At 46.8% G+C, this 23013-nt stretch carries 22 protein-coding genes and 1 riboswitch; of the genes, 14 read left to right on the top strand and 8 right to left on the bottom strand.

Annotated features, from left to right (window positions below; genetic code table 11):
* Positions 1-19: 19 nt before the first annotated feature.
* Positions 20-745: an urea amidolyase associated protein UAAP1 gene (locus BRW63_RS16635; protein WP_073072985.1), complete on the bottom strand. Its 726-nt coding sequence runs from the start codon at positions 743-745 to the stop codon at positions 20-22.
* A gap of 67 nt (positions 746-812) precedes the next feature.
* A riboswitch (guanidine-I (ykkC/yxkD leader) is annotated at positions 813-918 on the bottom strand.
* Positions 919-1258: 340 nt separating this feature from the next.
* Entirely contained in the window at positions 1259-2395 is a 1137-nt protein-coding gene (locus BRW63_RS16630) for an SAM-dependent methyltransferase (protein WP_073072983.1), read from the bottom strand.
* A 125-nt stretch (positions 2396-2520) separates the two neighbouring features.
* Here BRW63_RS16630 and BRW63_RS16625 point away from each other — a divergent pair, with 125 nt between their 5' ends.
* The 4 genes from BRW63_RS16625 to BRW63_RS16610 all read left to right on the top strand — a co-directional run bounded on the left by BRW63_RS16625 (position 2521) and on the right by BRW63_RS16610 (position 7021).
* Positions 2521-3615 carry a fatty acid desaturase family protein gene (locus BRW63_RS16625; RefSeq protein ID WP_073072981.1) on the top strand — a complete coding sequence of 365 codons (1095 nt, stop codon included), beginning with the start codon at positions 2521-2523 and terminating at the stop codon, positions 3613-3615.
* Between the two features lie 63 nt (positions 3616-3678).
* Complete coding sequence (locus tag BRW63_RS16620) at positions 3679-5571, top strand: S9 family peptidase (protein WP_073072979.1); 1893 nt, start codon at positions 3679-3681, stop codon at positions 5569-5571.
* Positions 5572-6098: 527 nt separating this feature from the next.
* A complete protein-coding gene (locus tag BRW63_RS16615; protein ID WP_073072977.1) occupies positions 6099-6449 on the top strand; it encodes a YbaB/EbfC family nucleoid-associated protein in 351 nt (116 codons plus the stop codon).
* Between the two features lie 83 nt (positions 6450-6532).
* Complete coding sequence (locus BRW63_RS16610; RefSeq protein ID WP_073072975.1) at positions 6533-7021, top strand: low molecular weight protein-tyrosine-phosphatase; 489 nt, start codon at positions 6533-6535, stop codon at positions 7019-7021.
* Between the two features lie 138 nt (positions 7022-7159).
* On the opposite strand, the gene BRW63_RS16605 is transcribed toward BRW63_RS16610, so the two are convergent.
* A complete protein-coding gene (locus BRW63_RS16605; protein ID WP_073072973.1) occupies positions 7160-7816 on the bottom strand; it encodes a response regulator transcription factor in 657 nt (218 codons plus the stop codon).
* Positions 7817-8088: 272 nt separating this feature from the next.
* Between BRW63_RS16605 and BRW63_RS16600 the strand changes: the two genes are divergently transcribed.
* Genes BRW63_RS16600 through BRW63_RS16590 form a run of 3 tightly spaced genes read left to right on the top strand, consistent with a single transcriptional unit; the run spans position 8089 to position 9891 of the window.
* Positions 8089-9063, top strand: a complete 975-nt coding sequence (locus BRW63_RS16600) for a hypothetical protein (protein WP_073072971.1) — start codon at positions 8089-8091, stop codon at positions 9061-9063.
* Positions 9060-9449, top strand: coding sequence for a hypothetical protein (locus tag BRW63_RS16595; protein ID WP_073072969.1), 390 nt, complete (start codon positions 9060-9062; stop codon positions 9447-9449). The genes BRW63_RS16600 and BRW63_RS16595 overlap by 4 nt, the downstream gene beginning before the upstream one ends.
* Positions 9450-9474: 25 nt before the next feature.
* Entirely contained in the window at positions 9475-9891 is a 417-nt protein-coding gene (locus tag BRW63_RS16590) for a hypothetical protein (RefSeq protein ID WP_223257403.1), read from the top strand.
* A 184-nt stretch (positions 9892-10075) separates the two neighbouring features.
* Here the strand turns inward: BRW63_RS16590 and BRW63_RS16585 are convergent, their stop codons facing one another.
* From BRW63_RS16585 to fraC, 3 genes are read right to left on the bottom strand one after another with little or no spacing between them, the layout of a single operon-like run.
* Entirely contained in the window at positions 10076-10876 is an 801-nt protein-coding gene (locus tag BRW63_RS16585) for an ABC transporter permease (protein ID WP_073072966.1), read from the bottom strand.
* Positions 10877-10884: 8 nt separating this feature from the next.
* Positions 10885-11898, bottom strand: coding sequence for a DUF5357 family protein (locus BRW63_RS16580; RefSeq protein ID WP_073072964.1), 1014 nt, complete (start codon positions 11896-11898; stop codon positions 10885-10887).
* A gap of 33 nt (positions 11899-11931) precedes the next feature.
* Positions 11932-12474 carry a filament integrity protein FraC gene (fraC, locus tag BRW63_RS16575; protein WP_073072962.1) on the bottom strand — a complete coding sequence of 181 codons (543 nt, stop codon included), beginning with the start codon at positions 12472-12474 and terminating at the stop codon, positions 11932-11934.
* Between the two features lie 558 nt (positions 12475-13032).
* Here fraC and BRW63_RS16570 point away from each other — a divergent pair.
* The 3 genes from BRW63_RS16570 to BRW63_RS16560 all read left to right on the top strand — a co-directional run bounded on the left by BRW63_RS16570 (position 13033) and on the right by BRW63_RS16560 (position 16717).
* Positions 13033-14400: an acyltransferase family protein gene (locus BRW63_RS16570; protein WP_143162068.1), complete on the top strand. Its 1368-nt coding sequence runs from the start codon at positions 13033-13035 to the stop codon at positions 14398-14400.
* Between the two features lie 135 nt (positions 14401-14535).
* Positions 14536-15408: a sterol desaturase family protein gene (locus BRW63_RS16565; RefSeq protein WP_073072934.1), complete on the top strand. Its 873-nt coding sequence runs from the start codon at positions 14536-14538 to the stop codon at positions 15406-15408.
* A 178-nt stretch (positions 15409-15586) separates the two neighbouring features.
* The gene (locus BRW63_RS16560) at positions 15587-16717 is read left to right on the top strand and encodes a cob(I)yrinic acid a,c-diamide adenosyltransferase (RefSeq protein WP_073072932.1); all 1131 of its coding nucleotides are present in this window, start codon (positions 15587-15589) and stop codon (positions 16715-16717) included.
* A 184-nt stretch (positions 16718-16901) separates the two neighbouring features.
* On the opposite strand, the gene BRW63_RS16555 is transcribed toward BRW63_RS16560, so the two are convergent.
* A complete protein-coding gene (locus BRW63_RS16555) occupies positions 16902-17579 on the bottom strand; it encodes a type 1 glutamine amidotransferase domain-containing protein (RefSeq protein ID WP_073072931.1) in 678 nt (225 codons plus the stop codon).
* A 92-nt stretch (positions 17580-17671) separates the two neighbouring features.
* Between BRW63_RS16555 and BRW63_RS16550 the strand changes: the two genes are divergently transcribed.
* The 4 genes from BRW63_RS16550 to cobW all read left to right on the top strand — a co-directional run bounded on the left by BRW63_RS16550 (position 17672) and on the right by cobW (position 22269).
* Positions 17672-18550, top strand: a complete 879-nt coding sequence (locus tag BRW63_RS16550) for a LysR family transcriptional regulator (RefSeq protein WP_073072929.1) — start codon at positions 17672-17674, stop codon at positions 18548-18550.
* A gap of 66 nt (positions 18551-18616) precedes the next feature.
* Positions 18617-19939: a glutamate-5-semialdehyde dehydrogenase gene (locus tag BRW63_RS16545; RefSeq protein WP_073072927.1), complete on the top strand. Its 1323-nt coding sequence runs from the start codon at positions 18617-18619 to the stop codon at positions 19937-19939.
* Between the two features lie 447 nt (positions 19940-20386).
* Positions 20387-21103, top strand: a complete 717-nt coding sequence (locus tag BRW63_RS16540) for a biliverdin-producing heme oxygenase (protein WP_073072925.1) — start codon at positions 20387-20389, stop codon at positions 21101-21103.
* Positions 21104-21216: 113 nt separating this feature from the next.
* Positions 21217-22269 (top strand): cobalamin biosynthesis protein CobW, encoded by a 1053-nt coding sequence (cobW, locus tag BRW63_RS16535; protein ID WP_073072923.1) that lies wholly within the window; start codon positions 21217-21219, stop codon positions 22267-22269.
* Positions 22270-22329: 60 nt separating this feature from the next.
* On the opposite strand, the gene BRW63_RS16530 is transcribed toward cobW, so the two are convergent.
* Positions 22330-22644: a Mo-dependent nitrogenase C-terminal domain-containing protein gene (locus tag BRW63_RS16530; RefSeq protein WP_073072921.1), complete on the bottom strand. Its 315-nt coding sequence runs from the start codon at positions 22642-22644 to the stop codon at positions 22330-22332.
* Positions 22645-23013: the final 369 nt, after the last annotated feature.

Raw genomic sequence — 23013 nt, 5'->3', positions numbered from 1 at the left:
TGTGCTCCTGCGTAGTGAATTAAATAAACAAAGCATCCGTGTTTTGAAACCCGCGAATCGCTTCGGGTGATGCAGTTCGACACAAATCATTAACACTCGGATCAGGCGATCGCCAAACCACAACGCGAATGGGTTTAGGATCATAAGTCGAAATCGGATCGAGCACATGCGGACAATTTGAGAGAATTGCTAAAACATTCATCTCTGCTCGCAAATCAATCAAGTCTTCTGCCTTAGAAGCGCCGTCTATCCACGTCATCGATCCGTCTGGCTCAACGACCACTTGAGAGAACAGATTCAGATTCGGCATAATGTCTTTTTTGCCCATATTTCGCTTAGTCAAAGCAAGTAGAAAATTGTCGCGAGAGTTGCGGTTGTCATCGCTATATTTGGCGGCATTGGTGGCAACATTGCTACATCCCGATAATGTGTCGTGATGTCCACTCGTATCTTCAGTCAGCGAGAACAACACGCGCCCCATATCGGAGTAAAGCACCATTCCCTTTTTGAGAAAGGCGTTGAACTGAATTTTTGCCGTGTCTGCCGCGTTATATCGCTCTACAACATTGTCGGCGTTGTAGCACAGCATTGAGACTCCTCTAGAGCCTTCTAAATCGATAATTCGCAGGGTGGTGCCGCGCTGAATCACCCGCGACCAGTAAGCCCCACCCGGAACAATTTCATCCCAAATAATCAAAGCGGGATCAATCTCTAACGAATGCTCGGTTGTTGGCGCTGTAGACATGATTGGCTCCTTAACAATAAATGGCAAAAGCCCAGGAAGCCGCAAACAGTGAAAGACTGCTGTATGGCTCTCCCGGGCTTTTTTCCCGCCGTGTGACCGTTTGATTAGAAACGGTTGCTTCTCTCGGACCAGACGTTTAACTGAGCTAAACCGGAACCCTAGAAGCGAATTCTGTTGTGCTGTGCTGCGATCGTGAAACCAAAAACTAAAAGATTTGCAATTAGTATACGTCTTTTAGCAAAGATTCAACGTCTACAAAACGGACTATTTTAACGTCAGTTCGCTGCGTTCTTCAGCGCTTCAGCCCCCTAAAACCCCCAATCCTGGGGGACTTCAAGCCCAGAATTGAGGTTCAAAGTCCCCCAATTTTGGGGGATTTAGGGGGCAGCTCAGATTCGCAACCGCAGCGAAAAGCTTCATCGAATTTACGTTATTTTACCTCTCCTTACTACTAACAAAACTGCCAAAAGAAACCGTATCGAGAGATACATTCCCTCACCAACCGAGTGTTCATCAATTATTGTGAACCATGAGAAACTGACCGTTGCCGTTAATCTCACCATCGCAACAGGCAAAGTTGGAACCCAGCCAGATCAGATAAAATCGCCAGATGCGACGGAACTTAGCCGGGTCGATGCCATAGCCTAGATTTTTAACCTCGTCATAGCTATCATCAAAGTTTTTCAGCCAAGCTTCAAAAGTTTGGTGATAATTTGTGCCATTCAGATACCATCTATCGATCGTTTTGAAGTCTTTGTTGAACGTAGGAACGGTATCAAAACTCCAATAGCGACCGTGAGGAAAGATGTATTTGTGCGTAAAAACGCTAGAGATGTTGTTGGGAGTGCGAACCGTGATGATGTGAAGGAAAAACTTGCCCTCTGGCTTTAAGAATGAAGCCAATTTTTTGAAAGCATTGGTTAAATTTCCGACATGGCAAAAGACCCCAACGGAAACAATTTTATCAAACTTTTCTTCAAACTGAACCTCGTTGAGATCTCCTTCTACAAGCGTGAATCGACCTGAACTGAGATAACTCTCAGGATCTTGCATCTTTTGACGCATATATTCACACTGCTCATGGCTGAGATTCAAGCCCGTAAATCTGACATTCGGAAACTTAGACAAGATATAGTTTGGAACGCAGCCCCAACCACAACCAAAATCTAAGATGTTGTCGCCATCTTGAATCTCAAGTTTTTCAATCATGTCGTCGATCATGTGCATTTGAGATTGCTCTAGATCAACCGCTCCTTTTTCCCACAACCCCATGCTGTATTTGGGGTAAATCACCTTCCAATCACCAATCATTCGATTCAACATGCCTTGGGGGAGATCATATTGAATCTTCATCAACTCCTTAGAGCCTTCTGCCAAGTGGTCAGTTTCTCCTAAAACCCATTCATACGGGGCGAGGAGTGATGGGAAATGCTTGAAAATCACAGGCATACAGGTATTAAACAGCGATCGCAAAACCGAGTCGGGCACCTCTAGCCCATTAATATAAGACTCAGCGACCGCCATCTGCACCGCGTTCACAACTTCGACGACCCCGCGAGTTGCTCTATAGGCTAAGGGGTTTTTAGCAGAAATATCACCGACAATAGGAACGTAGCGCTGAAAATCTTGTCCAGTGGATAGGGAAGTCATAGAATTATCTCCAGGCATCCTCTGATGGATTGAAGTAAGATGCCACAGAGAAAATAGTTTTTAAGGCTTCTTAAGCTTATTTCAAGCTTGTCTCAACATATATCAAACTAAGCTTACAAAAATTTATGAATGTCATCGATCGCGAACGCTTGATTACGCAAGCAGAATATGCCAAGCAATTGCGCCCTTTGCTGCCTCCAGAAGCATTTCTTTCTGACCACAGCAAAGTCTGGATCTTGTTGATTAACGTTGCAATTTTAATCTTGGGCTGGGGAATTGCCGATCGTCTGCCCCAGTGGAATGGCTACTTCTTGTGGCTTTATTTACCGCTCACTTTGGTGATGGGAAACAGTGTAATCGTTTTAGCATTTAGTACTCATGAGGTAATGCACAGTTGTGCGATTAAGAATCCACACTTGAGACGGATTGTTAGTCTTTTAGGCTGGACAATATTATGGACACCCCCCACATTATGGAAGGCTGTGCATAATCGGGAACATCACAACAAGACCAACTCTTTGCACGACCCCGATCGCAACTATTTGCATGAGCAACCCAAAAACTGGGGAAAATGGATTCGGAATCTCCTCACCCCATCGGCAGAAATTCATCCATTCTGGTTAGGAGTTGGGATGGCTCATGCGTGGGGCTATCACACATTTTGCAACTTAATGTCAGTGCTGTTGTTTAATGATGGTTTAACCGAGTTTCCTCCGGCTGCATTCAAAGTGAGCTTAAAGGAACGCAGGGCGATCGCGCTTGAATTCTTGGTAATGTTAGGCATTCACCTCAGTATCTTAACTTACCTCGGATTTCATCCTATAAAACTGCTGCTTAGTTACTTTCTGCCCATCTGGATTGGCTACAGTGGTGCCATCTTTTACATCTATACCAATCATCTAATCTGCCGGATGACCAGCATTAACGATCCGCTAGTTAATAGCCTTTCAATCAAGGTTCCCAAACTATTTGACTTACTCCACTTGAACTTTTCCTATCATACAGAACACCACATTTTCCCAGGCATCAACTCAGACTACTATCCAGTCGTTCAAGAACTATTGCAGGCTCGATATGCCGATCGGTTCAATTTGTTGGATGCTGGAGAAGCTTGGCGCTTGATCTTACAAACACCCCGACACTATAAAGATGAGAATACCTTTACCGATTGGTCAGGAACAAAGTCTGTCCCCTGTCCCCTTTCTTCTACAGACGATTGAGAAATGAAATTCTTCTCAACTTTTATAGCCGCTATTCTTGCAGTTGTTCTACTACCTTCCTTTATGGTTCTTGCTCAAGGGGCTGCGATCGCGCCCAACGAAAATTTAGTGACTGAGGGCATTCCCTCAATCCCCGCTACGCTTGCCGAAACCGTCGATCGCTATACGCAATTTCGATCGGCGAGTTTGTCGAGTTGGCATCCGACTAAGCGAGAAATGTTGATTTCGACGCGCTTTGCAGACACGCCACAGGTGCATTTAGTCAAGTTTCCGTTGGGCAGTCGTCAGCAGATGACGTTCTTTCCTGAGCGGGTGAGTGGGGCAACCTATCAGCCCACTCAAGGCGACTATTTTGTGTTGAGCAAAGACATCGGCGGCAACGAGTTTAGCCAAAATTATCGCCATAACTTCGAGACGGGCGATGTGACGCTGTTGACCGATGGCAAATCAAAAAACAGTCGCGGCATCTGGTCAAATCGCGGTGATCGCATGATCTACACCTCCACTCGGCGAACGGGTCAAGATACTGACTTTTACAGCATCGATCCCGCAAATTCGCAGAGCGATCGCTTACTCTCCACAGTGGAAGGTGGGGGCTGGGGCGGATTGAGTTGGTCGCCTGACGATCGCCAACTGCTGATTCAAGAATATGTATCGGTGAATGAAAGCTATCTTTGGCTAGTAGACACGCGATCGGGTGAGAAAACTTTAATCACGCCTAAAAACGGCAAAGAAAAGATTTCTTACCAGGGTGGCGTATTTAGCAAAGATGGCAAAGGTTTGTATGTCGTCAGCGATCGTGACTCAGAGTTTTCTCGTCTCGCTTACGTTGACTTAGCTACGTCTCAACCCACTTATCTCACGAGCCAAATTCCTTGGGATGTTGAAGATTTTGATCTCTCTAAAGATGGCAAACACCTCGCCTTTGTCACCAACGAAGACGGAGCCAGCGTTCTCCATATCCTAGATACCGCTACCCGCAAGGAAATCTCGCTGCCAAAATTGCCAGTCGGATTAGTTTATGGCATCACCTGGCATCGCAACAATCAGGATTTGGGCTTCACGCTGATTTCTGCGCGATCGACCGCCGATGTTTATTCTCTAAATCTGGTGACGAATAAAGTCGATCGCTGGACAGAGAGCGAAACAGGCGGTTTAAACACCTCCAAGTTTTCAGAACCAGAACTAGTGCGCTGGAAGAGTTTTGACGACAAATCAATCTCTGGATTTCTGTATCGTCCGCCTGCCAAATTTGCGGGCAAACGTCCGGTGATCATCGACATTCACGGCGGCCCTGAAGGACAATTTCGTCCCGTTTTCTTAGGACGCGCCAACTATTACTTAAACGAGTTGGGCGTAGCGATGATCTTTCCCAACGTGCGCGGCTCTACAGGCTACGGCAAAACGTTTCTCAAGTTAGACGACGGATTTTTGCGAGAAGATTCTGTCAAAGATATCGGCGCACTGTTGGATTGGATCGCCACCCAACCTGATCTCGATAAAGATCGAATTCTAGTCACAGGCGGCAGCTATGGCGGCTATATGTCTCTCGCCGTGGCAACCCACTACAGCGATCGCATTCGCGCCTCGATCGATATTGTCGGCATCTCAAACTTTGTCACGTTTCTCGAAAAAACCGAAGGCTATCGACGAGATTTGCGCCGCGTCGAATATGGCGACGAACGCGACCCCAAAATGCGAGAATTTTTGCTGAAGATTTCGCCAGTTAACAACGCCGATCGCATTCAAAAACCTCTATTTGTGATTCACGGCAAAAACGATCCGCGGGTGCCGCTCAACGAAGCCGAGCAAATCGTCGCAACCGTGCGAAAAAATCAAGTTCCGATCTGGTATTTGATGGCAAAAGACGAAGGACACGGATTTTCTAAAAAGAAAAACGTTGACTTCCAGTTCTATGCCACCGTCACCTACGTCAAAGAAACCTTGCTCAAGTAAATCAGTTCGATGAGTTTTCTCGCTTCGTTATTCAGCGCTTCAGCCCCCTAAATCCCCATTTTGGGGGACTTCAGACCTAGACTTTCAGTTCAAAGTCCCTCACTGGTGGGGGATTTAGGGGGCGTTTCGGAGGTGCAACCGCAGCGCAGGATCTTATCGACATGATTTAATATCAGTTCGATGAGTTTTCTCGCTTCGTCATTCAGCGCTTCAGCCCCCTAAATCCCCCATTTTGGGGGACTTCAGACCTAGACTTTCAGTTCAAAGTCCCTCACTGGTGGGGGATTTAGGGGGCGTTCCAGAGGTGCAACCGCAGCGCAGGATCTTATCGAATTCACGTTGATTTAATTCACGATCCTGGTTTGAGCAAGATTTTCACCCGACCGTCTCAGGCAATGTCATAATGGAATCTGTTTGGCTTCCATCACGATCGCGTGCTATTCTCATTGCCTGGATGACGCACGATGGAACCGTCATCAAATCAGAGCATTCTGATTAACACTCCACTCAACCCCACGTAGGAAGTTATGTCACAAGGACAGGGATTTGGCTTTGGTCTGGGCAAAATGAAGGAACTGAAAGAAGCCTTCCAAAAAGCTCAACAAGTTCAAGAAGGGGCAAAGCGCCTTCAAGAAGAACTTGAACAAATGCGAATTGAAGGCGAATCGAGCGGTGGATTGGTTAAGGTTGTGCTGAGTGGCAATCAAGAACCGATCGATGTCACCATCTCTGCCGATGCGCTGAAAGAGTCGCCAGAGCTAGTTGCAGATTTAGTCTTAGCAGCCATGCAAGATGCTTATAGCAAATCGACCGCAACCATGCGCGAACAAATGGAAGAACTGACTGGCGGGCTAAACCTGCCTGGCATGGGGATGTAACGTCAGACCGTTCACCTGTTTTTCTCAACCGGGCTAACCGATTAATCTAAAATACGGTAGCCCGGTTTTTGCATTCAAAAAAGATGACTTATAAACTACTTTTCGTTTGCCTGGGCAACATTTGCCGATCGCCCTCGGCAGAAAATATTATGAATCACCTGATTCAACAAGCGGGGTTAGCCGATCAGATTCAGTGCGATTCTGCGGGCACGTCAAGCTATCACATCGGCAACCCGCCCGATCGTCGCATGAATGGGGCTGCCAGACTTCGAGGCATTGAGCTAGTCGGTCATGCCCGTCAGTTTACAAAAGCTGATTTTGAAGAATTTAACCTAATTTTAGCGATGGATCGCGACAACTATGAAGGCCTTTGTGCCCTCGATCGATCGGGTCGATATGGGCAGAAGGTGCGCTTGATGTGTGATTTTTGCACCCGCCACACGCTTAGGGAAGTTCCTGATCCCTACTACGGGGGTGAAGAAGGCTTTAATCAGGTGATTGACCTGTTGTTTGATGCCTGCGAAGGGTTGCTAAATTGGGTTGTAACCGAAGAAAGGTTGGCGAAAAAATAAACTGCCTGATGGATTCAACATCTTCAGCAAAATCAACAGGACTTACGCATTTTGACCAAAACCTCGGAGGTTTAAGCCACTCTGTCGGTCAGATGCTTGATTCTTGGTTAAAACCTTCGCGGTTTGTGTAAGCCCTAATCAACTTAGTAAATGATGCACCATTGCAAACCGAACTAACTCGGCTCGATTGCTGGTGTCGGTCTTTCTGAGCAGACTACTGACGTGTTTTTCAACCGTGCGGGGACTCAGATGAAGCTTGTCTCCAATTTGACTATTCGAGAGTCCTTCGCTTAAGAGATACAACACTTCTGTTTCACGATCGGTCAGGTCTACTACGACCGTTGGCTCATAGATTGACACCTTGGCAGAGGCTTCATTAACTCCAACTGCCTGCACCCGCGATCGCCACTCAGACTCAATCATCTGCGATCGCTCTAGCAAATTGCGAACGACAGCTCCTAGCTCAGATAGCTCAAACGGCTTGGCTAGATAGATATCGCAGCCAAGCTGATAGCCCAAAACCCGCTCTTTAGGGTCGGTGCGTCCGGTGAGAAAAACCACAGGCAACAGACGCAAAGAAGGCTGCCGCCGCACCTGTCTGACCAGTTCATAGCCATCCATCTGGGGCATTGTGATGTCTGTCACTATCAGGTGAGGCTGATAAGTTTCGACCATCCCAAGCGCCTCCTTGCCGTTCTCAGCCGAAATAACCGAGTAGCCAGAGGCTTCAAGATAGTCGCCAATTGAAAGGCGTGTGCCTGAATCGTCATCAGCAACCAAGATCGTCAAGGGCATGGAAACACGTCAATTTGCGAACTTAACCTCTAGGGTAGGTCAAGTTCACATCAAAAATCGGTGAGTCTTAGCATTAAGCGGCGGTTAAGTCGCCAACCGACTCAAATCATGATCTCATAGTAGAAAATTAGTCACCTCAATGGGTGATGGCTTTGCGCTTGAGCGGCTGATGTCTCAATCCCGGCTTGACAGAGTGATGCTAGTATGTAGATACTATAAATAGTACTATTATACTATACTAATCCTTAAATTCGCTAGACTCAGGAGCCAACATGAGAGAACTGAAATCAGAAAGTCAGATTCAGCCCGATCAAGGAGAGCCTGGTGTTAAATCCTCTGAATCAAAAGAAAATTCCTCTGACCTCGATCGAGCAGAAGCAGACAGTTCCGCCCTTGCCGATCTGACCACACCAGTGCAAGAGGCTGCCCCCGCCCGCAAGCGTCGCGCAACCACCCCAAAGACTGTCGCCAAAACCAAACAGCAGACTTCTCTCAAAGCCAAACAAGCGACACCTAATCAGGTCAAGTCAATTTGGGAGCCAACTCAGCCGTCGATCGTGGCCCGATTTCAGATCTTAGAGCAAGAATTGCGACAGCTAAAAACGCAAGCAGATCAGATCAACCAACAGTCGATCGAGATTCAATCCGAGATGCAAGAACTGCGGACGATCGCTCATACCGCTCATCCACAGGCTCCGGCAGTGACGAAGCAAACGCCGTCTCCCCCAGCGTCTGGTCAATCGGCCGAACTCAACATTCCGCCATTTTTGCGCGATCGTCGTGCCTCTAAAACTGAGCCTGTTGCAGCCGCGACCCCTTCAAACGACAGCACAGTCATAGCATCTGCTGATCAGTTAGTCGCAATGCAGCCCAAAATTGCCTCAACCAACTCTTCAGAAACGCCGCCTAGATTCTCGACTTCTCCACGCCCCCAAATGGCGGTTCCGCGTCGTCGCACCCTCCGCTATTATTGGAAGCGACTTCAGCCTCGGCTGCAACTGCCGCAAAGGCCAGGGGTGATCGCGCTCGATGCCGTGATCTGGACATTGACTGCCACAGGTCTACGCATTGGGCTAACGCTGCTGACAAAAAGTTTGCCTTTCCTAAATTTGCCGATCTTTCTCCTGCTGTTTTGCCCAGCCGTGCTAGCAGGTTATCTAGCTTTCTGTGTGCCCAAGTCTAGCCCAGTCTTGATCTACCGTCTGCTGCTGCTGACTCTGGGGCTGTTGATCGGGGGGAAGTTATGACACACTCCCAGCCAAGACGTTTTAACCGTAAACAACTGCTGGCAGGAGGAGCCGCTCTGCTGGCACTAGGGCTGTTTGCTGACCTGCGAGGCTTACCTTCTTTTGGCACAAAACCAGGTACCGAACTCTGTCCATTAACCTCGTCTCCTCAGGGTAAGCTGACTAGGCAACAGGTCGCTAAATTATTGACCGTGGCAGAAGGCGATCAAAAAACCAAAATTCGGGAAATTGTGGGTGAGCCTGCTTGTAAATTGCCAAGTTTGCAAGTGCGATCGGGATCAACGGCTGAACGAGAAGTTTATGCTCTAGAATTTGACCCACAAAGGCAGATTGTGGTTCTCTATGAGGGTGATCAGTATGCAAGCTATAAGTTTTGGTTGCGTTAGGGCAAGACTGATCCTCTTCGGTGCATTGCTTTTTTTGATCGGCGGCTGCAATTCTCAACCATCCGGTCAACCCCCGATCGACATTCAGCTATTTCAAAAGTGGGAACTGCAACCCGGAGACACGATCGCTGGCTACAAAGTCTTGGGCGGGTTGGGAGACATTTCGATCGCGCTGAAAGGTAGCCCTGTCTATGCCCCGTTTGATGGCGAAGCGCAGATAGACAAGCGAGGCTGTGTCTTCTTCTCGACCGCAGAAATTCCTGCCTACAAATTTCGATTTTGTGGGCTAAACGCGCCCCAACTTGGAAAACTGCGGCAAGGAGACACGATCGGCAGTGGTGACACGATGCAGTTTGCTGCCCTTCGCAAACAGCCCGATGGCAAGTGGGCGATCGTAGAACCTGCCAAAAGCATCTTAGAACGGACGCTCAAAGCCTCTTAAAACGATGTCAGTTCGATGAAGCTTTTCGCTACGGTTGCAAATTCAGGTAGCCCCCTAAATCCCCCACAAGTGAGGGACTTTGAACCTCAGTGCTGGGCTTGAAGTCCCCCAAAATGGGGGATTTAGGGGGCAGAAGCCGCTGAGAACGAAGCGAAAAACCTCGTCGAACTAGCGTTAAAACGGGTCAAAACTCGCGAGTGGAAAAGATGAGCGAGGCGATCGTCAGCACCAAAATCGTGTAAATCAACGCATACAACGCATTGCTAACTAGCACATCGGAACTAGGAATTAAGTGATAGGCAGCTTGGTTTTTTAAATCCAGACGGGCGAGATCGGGAAGTACAAGATAGAGTCCTTGCGTGACGGACTCGATCGACGGATTTTTTGCCAACTTGCCCAACGTCACCAGATCTCGACTGAGTTGCCCCATTAAATAAATCGCAAACGTAAACAGAATGGCTAACAGAGAACTCGTGAACACGCCAAACCCGATCGCCACTGCCGTAATCAGCGATAGCTGCAAAAACAAAAAGCTAGAGGAAATTAAAATATCTCGTAACGAGAAGGGAACTTGGTAGAAAGACAGGATTAGTAGCGCGATCGCAGTCATCGCCGCGACCAACACCGCCAACACCGCAGACAATCCCCAGTGTTTGCCGATGATAAACTCTGCCCGGCTAACAGGTTTGGCAATCAAAACAAAGACGGTGCGCTTCTCGATTTCTTTGTTGACTAATCCAGTTCCCACAAAGACGGCGATCACCAAGCCCAACATACTCATCGTCGCCAAACTCAGATCTAGCAGGATTTTTTTCTCAGTAGTGGCAGCAATTTCGGGTAAGAGTCGCCCTGCTAGCATCAACGCCAGCGCATAGAATCCGATTAGATAGAGGATGCGATCGCGAATCACTTCTCGAAAAACATTCGTCGCGATCGTCACCACTCTGCCCAGGGTGCTGCCCACGCTGACTACGTGCTGTGTCATAGACTTCCTTAAGTTGGCGTTTGTGGAGGAATTGGTAGAGGCTGACTGGGCGCTTCACATTTAACGGTGCCGATCGCGCGCGATCGCGTCGTAGACCCCGCAGACGAGCTAACCTCAAAATCGGCGGGTGGGCCGGCTTTGCGACCTTGAGTGATCTGACACGCCTTGGTAATGTAGTAGCCTTCTGTCTTTGCGCTCGGCCCTTGCCAAATCGCTTGCAGTTCTAAAGTATATTGGGTATCGGGCAGCACTCGTCCGCGCAGATCCCACAGGTTGCTTTCAGACAGAAGCGGCATCTTTGTGTGCGCGTCAGCAGCTAATTTGGGTATTTCTTGATTTAACTGTTCTGGAGATAGCCAACGTTCTACGTCTCCCCAAGGCTTGCCTTCTAAGCGAGTTTTTAAGCTTTGTTCGGCAGCATCTAAGAGATCGATGCCCTTGATGTCTGGCTGACTTTGAGGGTTTAGCGCCACCACAAAGGCGCTGCGTCCAAAATCATCAGAGCGAATGCTTGGATAAGCGACCAGCCAATCTTGCAGCAAGAAATGCAGTTGAAACCAACAGCTAATCACCAGGTTGCTCAAGAGCATCAAAACGATATCTTGACGAGCAGCAGGCGTAGGAACCGTGTAAGTTGGTGTTTTCTTGTCAGGGTCAGTTTTGATAAACCGAGGAACTGACCAAATTAGCGCTGAAACCGGAGGCCAGCTAATAAAGGAAGCCGGAGTTGGGGCACCGTTCCAACTGCCGAATAGCCAAAGACAGACGATCGCGCCTACAATCCACGGCCCAGTAAATAGCCCGTTAAACGTCAGCCTTTTCTTAACCGTTGAGTCGTAGGTAAACCACCAAACCCCGATCAACAAAAACAGCCAGCCAAAGTTAGCAATGATGGTTTGAACGGGCGAGTGGGTCATGCCTGCCACAATCACTGAAAACACGCTCAAGGCAATAAAAGTTTGCCAAGATGCCCAACCAATCTCCTTCAAGCGTTTCTGAATGTTTTCAAAAAATTTGGTCATGATGCTGATGAAACAGGGCTAGACGTTGAGCGATTAGAAGGTTCCGAAAGTTTGATCAAAAAGTAGGCGAATGCCAATCAGCAGCGTGATGGCGCTAAAGCTAATCGCATTTGCCCACAAAACGGCTAACGGACGATTGGGCACCGTGGCAAAAGCAGCTCTCTGGGCGCGTCTTCCTTGAAACTTGGCGGTGGCTCTGGCTTCGGTTTCTACATCTTTTTTCATGCCGAGCAGCAGTTCTAGCCAGGTAATGCCTTCGAGTTTGACCAAAAATGTGGCGATAAAGCTGATGAACGCGAGTCCGATCAAGAGGGGAGGATTAGTGGTCAAGTCAAAAAAGATGTAGCTGATGAGCTGCGATCGTAGCTCAGGTGACAGCAGTGGCTCGACGATAAAAAACAGCATCCAGCCAATCACGGTTGACAGCAGATTGGTCGTCGCCGCAAATTGAATGCTGATTTTTCGACCGATTCCTAAACGGTTTCGCAGCACCATCGATTCTAGGGCGATCGCAGTCACCAAAAACAAAAGTTGAAACAGCACCGCCCGCAAAGGCAAGACATCAAAAGAAGACATGATCAAAAAAAGAGTAGGACGATCGCTCTGAGCTTCGCAAAGTAAATCAGCATCGTGAACACAGACGATTTTACGTTTAGTCGGCTGATCTGCACAGAAAGTTTGAAAAAAGACATCAATTCTCTACCCCTAAACATCTTTTATAGTTTGACCGCTAGATGTAGCGTCGAGTGAGCATTAACCTGCTAATCTTATCAGGGTCAAGTTCGTTACAATAAAGCTGCACGCTGCTGCAATCGATCGGTCTGGGCATTCACAATTTTCTCAAACCTGTGTGCTGCGGTTTCTTAAAGAACCTGGACGCATCTAATGATGAAGATGCCTAAGATCACCTAGCCAATCACGATTGACAGCAGATTGGTTGTTGCCACAAAATATACTCCAGGTTTCTGACCATCTAAACGGTTTCGCAATACCATTGATTTTAGAGCGATCGCCAGGTAATATGCTGATTGAAAACATGAAGTTTGTGGGGAAGTAGAACAAACGCAGTCGCTGTGAGTAAGGGCGCTACATTGGTCTGCGTTTTCGCCTGAAAATTTAGTGAGGTTTCAGAAATTGCTGACGACTTGGCGCAAGAAGTCTTCACGCTATGGGCGTTCAGGAGACTACTTAAATCAGTTTTCAGTATCTTCTCAGACGAGTACTGGCTCAAGGCCCACAACGCTAGAAGAATTCAAAATGATTCCCTTAGAAGCAAAGAAAGCCGAGTTTGGGTCGCCCTTGAGGGTAGAGTTTGTGGATGGATTGCGGGGAACGGCGGCTCTGATTGTTCTGCTGTGGCACGTCATTGCCGTATTTTCTCCAGCAGCAGCTAATGGGGTCAGTAGTATTTCTCACTCATCGTGGGAAGTTTTTCTCTTCCATTCGCCAATCACTTTCTTCTACAAAGGAAGTTTTGCAGTTTGCTTATTCTTTGTTCTAAGCGGCTTCATTCTAACGCTGAGTTTTTTTGAAGCAGGCGATTCATCTATTATTTATATCAGAGCTTTATCACGTTACACAAGGCTAGTCATTCCGGCTGGTTTTTCGTCTTTGTTCGCTGCTCTCTTAATTAATTTTAATCTTTATTATATTCAAGAACTGTCGCTATTGAACGGAGCTAATCAGGTGCTTGACTACACTAATCTCTTTAAATTACCAGTTGATATTACACACCTCTTGAAGAGTGTCCTGTTAGATGTTTGTTTCGGGAATAGCGAATTTTCAGAATTATACAATCTCGTTCTGTGGACAATGCCAGTAGAATTTCTAGGTTCAATTCTGGTTTTTATATTTTCGTTGTCTGCATACAAAAGTAAATTCAGCCTCATAAATATAGTAGTTATTGCATTCTTTTTCTTAATTATTAATAAGAGATTTGAGATTTTTTTACTTTCCTTTTTGATAGGAGCTACTTTAGCCAGATTTCATAGATCTCTACCCCGGTTCAACTCTATTCAGGTTAGTAGCTTGTTGCTTGTATCTCTATATTTGGGTGGATTTGGTGAGTCGTCAAAATCCTATGCCTATTTGACTGTTCTTAAACCATTACTTCTTAGACTTAATCTTGATATCAATGTTTTTATGCACTTTCTAGCATCTGTAATTATGCTTTATTTAGCGATTACTAGTGAAAGTATAGGTTCCTTTTTTTCTAAACGATTTTTTGTCTACTTTGGCTTTATTTCTTTTCCCTTATATCTAATTCATCAACCACTGGTCAACTCACTGTCTTCATGGATCATTTTAAGATGGGGATCTACCTTTGGTTATAACCTTGTTTGCCTAGTTTCTTTTCTAATTCTAGTGGCGGTAGCTATCCCATTCGCTCACTTGATGAAAATCACGATTGACGACTTCGCAACCCACTGGTCTAAAACGATCGCAAAGAAGCTGCTGATTCTCCTTAAAAAGAGCTACATCATAAGACTATCTAGAGGGTGAACCAAACAAGCATCCTTGAGCAAAGCTTTCTGCAGCAGGTAAATCTAGTTCATCGGTTGAAATCTTTGTTAAACTGCTCATATTGAGCTAGGCGAGAGTTCATAATCTAAATCTTAAGATACCAAAGTGTTGCTCATGGTTGCTTACTTCTCTTTAGTTTCAGACAGAGCAGTCGAATACATCAAAATGGTGGCGATCGCGTCATTCATTCTCATCATCTTTGAGCTGCTTTTTCCAGGAGAGAAGCAATCATTTAAATCTAAGTTAAAAGGGGCTTACTTTTGGATTGTATATATCTTAATCACCGTCGCTCTACAGACTCTTATAGAACAATTACTGCTTATTAATCATTACCAATCCCTCTTCCATTTGAACTTGTCTGAGCTTTCTCAATCACAAAACTCCATCTACAAGGCTGTAGGGCTGATACTGCTACCTTTCATTCCTTATTTAGTTGCTGATTTATTCTATTACTGGTTTCATCGGTTGCAGCACTCTAATCATTTTTTCTGGCAGTTTCACTCAGTTCATCACTCGCTTAGAGAGATGAGTGCCTTTAATGATGTTCACCATTTTTCAGAAGAAATTTTTAGAATACCGCTGATGATCATTCCTCTGAAGCTTTTGGTTGAAATCGATATCGGTGAAACAATGGCGCTCTTTATTCTACTTAGAGGGTGGGGTCAACTCATTCATTCAAACACCAGTTTCAATTTTGGCAAACTTCAATATCTATTTGTAGATCCTCATTTTCACCGCATCCATCACTCTCGATTTAAAGAACATCGTGGCAAGAACTACTCAGCCGCATTTTCGTTGTGGGATGTTTTGTTTGGAACAGGATACTTTCCGAAAAAAGGAGAGTATCCGCCAACTGGTTTAGACTATGTTGGTGAGCCTGCTAATCTTCAAGAATTTCTGTTCAGACCTTTCTCAGGCAAGATGGTTCGCTCAGGGAGTAGTCTACTAACAAGCGCTGCGAAACTCAAGAATAAGAAACTTCGTTAAGGATCGTGAGTTAAACAAAATCTAATTTTCTCAGGTCAGATTGAAGGACGAAATCTCAATGCTTCGATTATCTCACTGAACAATTCTTGGGTTGAGGCTTTGCGAACTTCAGCATATAGAGTGTCGGCGTTATTTAGCCCACATTCCTCTGATAGAAAACCATGTATGAATCAAGGTTATGACCAGAACGGGCATTGGCATTCGGACGGCTCAAGCGCGATCGGAGCGGATGATCGGGCAGATCCACGTTTATGATGGTGCCGGGAAGGGAAAGTCTCAGGCGGCGTTGGGCGTAGTGCTGCGATCGATTGGTCTGGGCATTCACAATTTTTCTCAAACCCGTGTGCTGCTGCTGCGGTTTCTCAAAGGGCCCGGACGCACCTATGACGAAGATGCAGCGATCCAGGCACTTCAGCGCGGTTTTCCTCATTTAATTGACCAGGTTCGCACTGGGAGAGCCGAATATTTTGGGGCAGACGAGATCACAAAGTTCGATCGTCAAGAAGCTCAACGCGGGTGGGATGTGGCAAAAGGCGCGATCGCATCCGGTCTTTATTCAGTCGTGGTCATGGACGAACTGAACCCGGTTTTGGATTTAGGATTGCTGCCGATCAACGAAGTGATCAGCACCCTCAAGCGCAAGCCCGAACCGATGGAGATCATTGCTACAGGTCGAGGCGCACCTCAAAAATTAGTTGACATTGCTGACTTGCATTCAGAGATGCGACCGCTCTATCATCCCGCCGCAAAACCAGGCATCGCAGGGATCGAAATCTACGCCGGGTCAGGAAAGGGCAAGTCTACGAGCGCGTTAGGCAAAGCATTGCAAGCGATCGGTAAGGGCATTGGGCAAGACAAATCTCACCGAGTTTTGATTATGCAGTGGCTCAAAGGGGGGGCAGGCTACACCGAAGATGCGGCGATCGCGGCACTGCGCCAGATTTATCCCAGTCTGGTCGATCACCAGCGATCGGGGCGCGATGCGATCGTCTGGCGTGGACAACAGCAAGAACTTGACTATGTTGAGGCAGAACGCGCTTGGGAAATTGCCCGCGCCGCGATCGCATCGGGACTTTACAAAACCATTATTCTGGATGAATTAAATCCGACGGTAGATTTGGAATTGTTGCCCGAAGAACCGATCGTGCAGGCACTGCTCCGCAAGCCTCGTGATACTGAAATCATCATCACCGGACGGTGTAAAAATCCTCTAGCATACTTCGACCTGGCCACGGTTCATTCTGAGATGATCTGCCACAAACACTACGCTGAGAAAGGCATCGATCTCAAGCGCGGCGTAGATTTTTAGCAGAAATGGCTGTATGTGAATTCGATGAAATTTCTCGCGGCGATTGCCAATCCGGGAACGCCCTAGCCCCCAATTCTAGGGGAATCGGAGTTCAAAGTCCCCCAGAATTGGGGGATTTAGGGGGCTGAAGCCCTGAAGAACGAAGCGAAACTACATCGAACTGACGTGGCTTTAGGGGTGGCGCTTACGCTTTAAGCAGCTTTACCATTTGTTCACCAACCCCGGCTGCTGATGCAGGATTTTGTCCTGTGACCAGTCGATCGCTGACCACTACATGAGACTCAAAATTCGCAGCTTTGGTATGAGTGGCACCGCGATCGGTGAGTGCTTCTTCTAGAAAAAACGGCACGACCTCAGATAAGCCAACTGCCGCTTCTTCGTCGTTGGTGAAGCCTGCTACGGTTTTGCCGCTGACTAAATAATCACCGTTAGACAGCTTGATATTCACCAACCCCGCAGGCCCGTGACAGACTGCGCCAACGACTCCACCTTGTTCGTAGATTGTGGACGCGATCGCCGCCAATTCTTGATTCTCTGGGAAGTCCCACATCGTTCCGTGTCCACCTGCATAAAAGATGGCATCATACTTCGTTGAATCAACTTGGGCAGGAGTCAGCGTCGTCTCAACCTGAGCAACTTTTGCAGCATTCTCTAAAAACGCTTGATTAAGCGGATCTTTTAAATCAATGCCGATCATTGGTGCTTTGCCCCCTTTTGGGCTGACGTAATCGATCGAGAACCCCGCCTTCTCAAACGCCGCTTCGGGATGGGTGACTTCAGGTAAATAAAACCCAGTTTCTTTGCCCGTGTTGCCTAGCGTGTCATGACTAGTCAAAACGATTAAAACTTTTTTAGCTGGCATAAAACGCTGTCTCTGAGTGGATTCCTCCCATCCTAGAGGCGCTTTATCTAAAAGTAAAATTATGAAAACTAGAGTTTGCTATAAATATATTTATGGTTGATTTTGAATGGTATCGCAGCTTTGTTGAGGTTTATCGAGTAGGCACAGCATCAAGAGCCGCCCAGGTTTTGCATCTAACCCAGCCTGCGATCAGTCAACACATTGCCGCTCTAGAATTTGCACTGGGATATTTGTTGTTTCAGCGATCGCCCCGCCGCATGATTCCCACCGAAGCAGGAAAACGGCTGTATACGCAAGTTGCTGCCGCGATCGAGCAACTCGAATCAATTCCGACTAAAAACACTGCATTAAACGCCCCTCAAATCATTCGCATCGGCACCCCTCAAGAGTTTTTTATCGAGCGAATTCTCAATCAGTTACCCAACGATGGACTCTACACAATTCGATTTGGGTTAGCTCAAGAACTCGTTGAGCAATTGCTGGCAGGACAATTAGATGCCGTGATTGCAACCCAAAAAATTACCCGTGCTGATCTCGACTATCAACTTATTTTTAGTGAAAACTTTTGGCTAGTTGCGCCTCCCGAAACCGTAATTCCGATTTCTCACGACATCTTGCAAACTGATCTAACCCAGTTAGAGCAATGGCTCAGAGGTCAAGCTTGGATTGCTTATGGTGAAGACTTGCCGATCGTGCGTCGTTTTTGGCGGGTGGTCTTTGGGCACAGAATAGACCTCAAACCCAGATTAATCTTGCCCGATTTGCGAGGAATTCGACAAGCGATCGCGGCTGGTTTTGGCTTTAGTGTGTTGCCAGATTATTTATGCGAAAAATGGATCAGTGAAAATAAATTAACGCTAATTCTAAAACCAGTGAATGCGATCACCAATCAGATTTGGCTGGTGACGAGAAAGCGTGATCAATCACTTCAACAAACAAAATTATTGATTGCTTTGAAAATTAATGGCTAAAAGCCCGATCGCACGATTCTTAAAATGTACTAATCTGAAGATCTAAAATTCTAGTTCTTTCTGCCCATGACTGTCTCGCAAGCTGCTGCTTCAAATCCGCTAAGTGAAATCTTGCTCGTCACTTTGGCCCAAAACACACGCAACGCCGCCCGACATTTGGGGACGCAGCCCAGCGAGGTGAAGAATCAAGCGATCGCTGCCATAGCAAATGCCTTAGAAGCCAACGCCGCCGAAATTCTCGCCGCCAATGCCGCCGACTGTGAAGCTGCCCAACTAGCCGGAATCGCCCCCGCCCTCTATGCACGATTGAAACTTGACGAAGCGAAACTCAAGGGCGCGATCGCCGGAGTGCGTGACGTGGGTAGATTAGCTGACCCGATCGGAGTCATTCAAATCGATCGCCAACTCGACGAAGGACTGATTCTCAAGCGCATTACCTGTCCGCTAGGTGTGTTGGGCGTAATTTTTGAGGCACGACCCGATGCCGTGATGCAAATTTCGAGCTTGGCAATCAAGTCAGGAAATGGCGTAATTCTCAAAGGTGGCAAAGAGGCAATTCGTTCTTGCGAAGCCCTTGTAAAAGCGATTCATCAAGGGTTAGCACAAACAGAAATTGATTCATCAGTTGTGCAACTCTTAACCACACGAGAAGAAACGCTAGAGTTATTAAAACTCGATCAATATGTAGATTTAATTATTCCTAGAGGCTCAAATTCTTTTGTGAGATTTGTGCAAGAAAATACGCGAATTCCAGTACTAGGACACGCAGAAGGAATTTGTCATTTATACGTCGATCGCACTGCCAATATTCAGAAAGCGATCAAAATTACAGTCGATTCTAAAACACAATATCCAGCAGCTTGCAACACGATCGAGACTCTACTCGTGCATCAAGCGATCGCATCAGAGTTTCTTTTAGAAGCAGCCTCTGCATTGCAATCAAAAAATGTAGAACTACGAGGCGATGAACGGACTCGTGAAATTCTTAACATCGCTGCTGCAACAGAATTAGATTGGGTAACTGAATATAGTGATTTAATATTAGCAATCAAAATTGTCGATTCTTTAGAAGCCGCGATCGAGCACATCAATACTTATGGGTCGCGGCACACAGACGCGATCGTCACCGAAGATTCAACATCGGCTCAAACCTTTCTGGCTCAAGTCGATGCGGCGGGTGTCTATCACAACTGCTCAACTCGTTTTGCAGATGGTTTTCGCTACGGCTTTGGTGCAGAAGTGGGCATCAGCACTCAAAAAATGCCCCCGCGTGGGCCTGTTGGTTTAGAAGGACTCGTCACCTACAAATATCAGTTAGTAGGTAACGGTCACATCGCCGCAACCTATTCTGGAACGAACGCTAAACCCTTTACTCACGGGGATTTGTAGAGCGCTCCTCAGTCAACCACCCACCGCTAATCGGAGTACCGATATAGCGGGGGCTTGAAAAGCCCACAGTTGACCAGCCTAAGTCTTAACTGACTCCGTTTTTAGGGTCACGATACCGATAAATGCGTCGCTAGTTTGTCGCTCTATCGCTGACGGTTAAACCAAAGCTACTGCCATGCAAGCTCTAACAACCAGTTTTACCCTGTCCACGGTTAAATCAGGGCTTGAGGCTCAAAATCTGCTTAAATTTTGTCCGAAGCATTATTTGATGTAAGAATTTGTAATAAAAACGCTCATCAAATCAGATTAACGTAACAAAAGACGCGGATATTACCAATTTTGAACTTTGGATTTAAGAGTCTCACAGCTTCAAATCCGAGGTTTAAATTCGATTGACCTTTGAGGCTTGACACGCCAGCAAACTACTTTAAGGTTGGGAAGTTTAGAATGAGCAGTAATCTAGCAACGAAGCTCCGCGAGGGCACCAAGAAAGCGCACAGCATGGCGGAGAACACAGGATTTATCTCGTGTTTTCTAAAGGGCACTGTTGAGAAAAATTCTTATCGCAAACTGGTGGCGAATCTTTACTTCGTCTACTCAGCGATGGAAGAAGAGATGCACAACCACCGCGATCACCCCGTTCTCGGCAAACTCTACTTCCCAGAGCTAGACCGCAAAGCTAGTCTAGAGCAAGACCTCGCCTATTATTTTGGCGCAAACTGGAAGTCAGAAGTTGCGCCGTCTGAAGCCACAAAACTTTATGTGCAGCGCATTCATGAGATTGCTGCGACTCAGCCAGAGTTGCTGATTGCTCACCTTTATACTCGCTATATGGGCGATCTATCCGGCGGGCAGATTCTTAGAAAGATTGCTCAAAATGCGATGAACTTGTCTGACGAAGAAGGCTTGGCGTTCTACTCGTTTAAGCAAATTCCTGACGAGAAAGCCTTTAAGCAAATGTATCGTCAAACGCTCAATGAAGTTGCAGTCGATGAAGCAACGGACGATCGCATCGTCGAAGAAGCCAACGACGCTTTTGGCATGAACATGAAAATGTTCCAAGAGCTAGAAGGGAATTTGATTAAGGCGATCGGCGTTCAGCTATTCAATCTGCTGACTCGCAAACGCAATCGTGGCAGCACCGAATTGGCAACGGCTGAATAATTCCTCTTCTGACTATTGATCAACGCTTTGCGTTATTTTGAATCCTGGCGGTTTGGTGATTTTCTAGTTGAGAACCATCAAACCGCCAGGATTCTAGCTTGAAAGGAGACAACATGGCTGCAAAAATCCCAGTTACGGTGATCACGGGGTTTCTAGGAAGTGGTAAAACAACGCTGATTCGCAACTTGTTGCAAAACAATCAGGGCAGACGCATCGCCGTTCTAGTCAACGAGTTTGGCGAACTGGGAATCGACGGAGATTTGTTGAGATCTTGCCAAGTCTGCCCAGAAGATGAAGAAGAGCCTCAATCCAATATTGTTGAGCTGACAAACGGCTGCCTTTGCTGCACTGTCCAAGAAGAATTTTTGCCCACGATGCTAGAGCTTCTCAAGCGCCGAGATAGCCTTGATTGCATCTTGATCGAGACTTCTGGATTGGCACTTCCCAAACCTTTGATTAAAGCTTTTCGTTGGCATGAGATCCGCAATGCTGCGACCGTCGATGGCGTGATCACGATCGTAGACTGTGAAGCCGTTTCATCTGGGACTTTGGCAAGCGATTTGCAGGCAGTCGAGGCCCAGCGGCAAGCCGATCCCAACCTCGACCACGAAACGCCGCTGCAAGAACTCTTTGAAGACCAGTTAGCCTGCGCGGATCTCGTAATTCTCAACAAGACAGATTTGGTGAACGAAGACATTCAAGCTCAAGTCAAAGCGCTCGTGCAGCGCGAACTGCCTCGATCGGTGAAAATTGTCTCAAATGGTCGAAGTCAAGCGCTCGACTCTGATTTGTTGCTCGGCTTTAATGCTGCCGTTGAAGATGACTTAGAAGCCCGTCCCAGTCACCACGATTTTGAAGAAGACCACGAGCACGATGATCAGATTGTCTCGACTCACGTTGTGTTGAATCGAGCTTTCGACCCCTCGCAGTTGAAAGCGCAGTTAGAAACTTTGGTGCAACAGCAAGAAATCTATCGAGTCAAGGGATTTGTTGCCGTTCCTAATAAGTCAATGCGGTTGGTAATGCAAGGCGTGGGATCGCGCTTTGAGCAATTCTACGATCGCCCCTGGCAACCCGAAGAAGCGAGACAAACCCGCTTAGTTTTTATCGGACGGGATCTGAGCCATGAGGCGATCGAGTCCCAATTAGTCGCGTTACCTGCCTAGAAGTTTTTGCCCTTGGTTGTGAAGTGGCTGAGGGCACTACCTCTGCATCGCATTCAAGCATTAGATAGTCTCACCACATTCATCGACTAGATAGCAAAGCGCGCGAAATCTCAAGCCAACGAACTGATCGTAGAGCGGGTTAAGCTTGCACATCGGCGGGATGTGGGCGACTTTTCGACCAAAGAGATTGATATCACGCTCAAAAGGACATTGAGCCGGGATCGCTTTGCAGATCAGGCGGGCGAGTTGCCGATCGTGAATTTCAACCCCGTCTAACCACTGACGAATTGGATTCAGTAAATTAAAGCGCGGTTGGTTTGGGCGATGAGAATGAAGTGATGAGATCGCTGAAAACGTTAGTTCTGTATTAGACATGAAACCACCTTTGTTGCCTGATTAAGTCAATCTTTTCTAGATAAATATGTTGAGAGAGTAGTTGTTAACGGTTGAGTTGGGTCTCAACTACAAGATACATACAGGAAGTTGGGTTTCCGTAAAGATAGGAATAGAATTACTGAACTTTCAGTTAAACTTCAGTAAACTAGCTGAACGTGAACAGTCCAAAGACCTCTCTACATCGAGAGTCCAGCTTTCTCTAGCTTTAATTCAACGTGTGAGTTAAAACTAGCTAAATGCGTTCTTACTTCTATTGATAAAGGCTGTTATTAAAACTTGGCAGTATCCAAAAGGGTAGTAATTCTCTGGGATCACTCAAAATGTATCTCTCGCGATATTCACCTTTCG

It is taken from the genome of Phormidesmis priestleyi ULC007, from assembly GCF_001895925.1.
GTDB lineage: Bacteria > Cyanobacteriota > Cyanobacteriia > Leptolyngbyales > Leptolyngbyaceae > Phormidesmis_A > Phormidesmis_A priestleyi_A.
The sequence above is the reverse complement of the archived record's forward strand: the minus strand, read 5'-3'. Positions and strand labels throughout refer to the sequence as shown.

Bases quoted from the DNA above. Each gene is read 5' to 3' on its own strand.
- BRW63_RS16595 (WP_073072969.1), top strand. From the start codon at position 9,060: ATGACACACTCCCAGCCAAGACGTTTTAACCGTAAACAACTGCTGGCA.
- BRW63_RS16630 (WP_073072983.1), bottom strand. From the start codon at position 2,395: ATGACTTCCCTATCCACTGGACAAGATTTTCAGCGCTACGTTCCTATT.
- BRW63_RS16620 (WP_073072979.1), top strand. From the start codon at position 3,679: ATGGTTCTTGCTCAAGGGGCTGCGATCGCGCCCAACGAAAATTTAGTG.
- BRW63_RS16580 (WP_073072964.1), bottom strand. From the start codon at position 11,898: ATGACCAAATTTTTTGAAAACATTCAGAAACGCTTGAAGGAGATTGGT.
- BRW63_RS16625 (WP_073072981.1), top strand. From the start codon at position 2,521: ATGAATGTCATCGATCGCGAACGCTTGATTACGCAAGCAGAATATGCC.
- BRW63_RS16585 (WP_073072966.1), bottom strand. From the start codon at position 10,876: ATGACACAGCACGTAGTCAGCGTGGGCAGCACCCTGGGCAGAGTGGTG.
- BRW63_RS16560 (WP_073072932.1), top strand. From the start codon at position 15,587: ATGACCAGAACGGGCATTGGCATTCGGACGGCTCAAGCGCGATCGGAG.
- BRW63_RS16550 (WP_073072929.1), top strand. From the start codon at position 17,672: ATGGTTGATTTTGAATGGTATCGCAGCTTTGTTGAGGTTTATCGAGTA.
- BRW63_RS16610 (WP_073072975.1), top strand. From the start codon at position 6,533: ATGACTTATAAACTACTTTTCGTTTGCCTGGGCAACATTTGCCGATCG.
- BRW63_RS16545 (WP_073072927.1), top strand. From the start codon at position 18,617: ATGACTGTCTCGCAAGCTGCTGCTTCAAATCCGCTAAGTGAAATCTTG.
- fraC (WP_073072962.1), bottom strand. From the start codon at position 12,474: ATGTCTTCTTTTGATGTCTTGCCTTTGCGGGCGGTGCTGTTTCAACTT.
- BRW63_RS16530 (WP_073072921.1), bottom strand. From the start codon at position 22,644: ATGTCTAATACAGAACTAACGTTTTCAGCGATCTCATCACTTCATTCT.
- cobW (WP_073072923.1), top strand. From the start codon at position 21,217: ATGGCTGCAAAAATCCCAGTTACGGTGATCACGGGGTTTCTAGGAAGT.
- BRW63_RS16635 (WP_073072985.1), bottom strand. From the start codon at position 745: ATGTCTACAGCGCCAACAACCGAGCATTCGTTAGAGATTGATCCCGCT.
- BRW63_RS16565 (WP_073072934.1), top strand. From the start codon at position 14,536: ATGGTTGCTTACTTCTCTTTAGTTTCAGACAGAGCAGTCGAATACATC.
- BRW63_RS16600 (WP_073072971.1), top strand. From the start codon at position 8,089: ATGAGAGAACTGAAATCAGAAAGTCAGATTCAGCCCGATCAAGGAGAG.
- BRW63_RS16615 (WP_073072977.1), top strand. From the start codon at position 6,099: ATGTCACAAGGACAGGGATTTGGCTTTGGTCTGGGCAAAATGAAGGAA.
- BRW63_RS16555 (WP_073072931.1), bottom strand. From the start codon at position 17,579: ATGCCAGCTAAAAAAGTTTTAATCGTTTTGACTAGTCATGACACGCTA.
- BRW63_RS16540 (WP_073072925.1), top strand. From the start codon at position 20,387: ATGAGCAGTAATCTAGCAACGAAGCTCCGCGAGGGCACCAAGAAAGCG.
- BRW63_RS16605 (WP_073072973.1), bottom strand. From the start codon at position 7,816: ATGCCCTTGACGATCTTGGTTGCTGATGACGATTCAGGCACACGCCTT.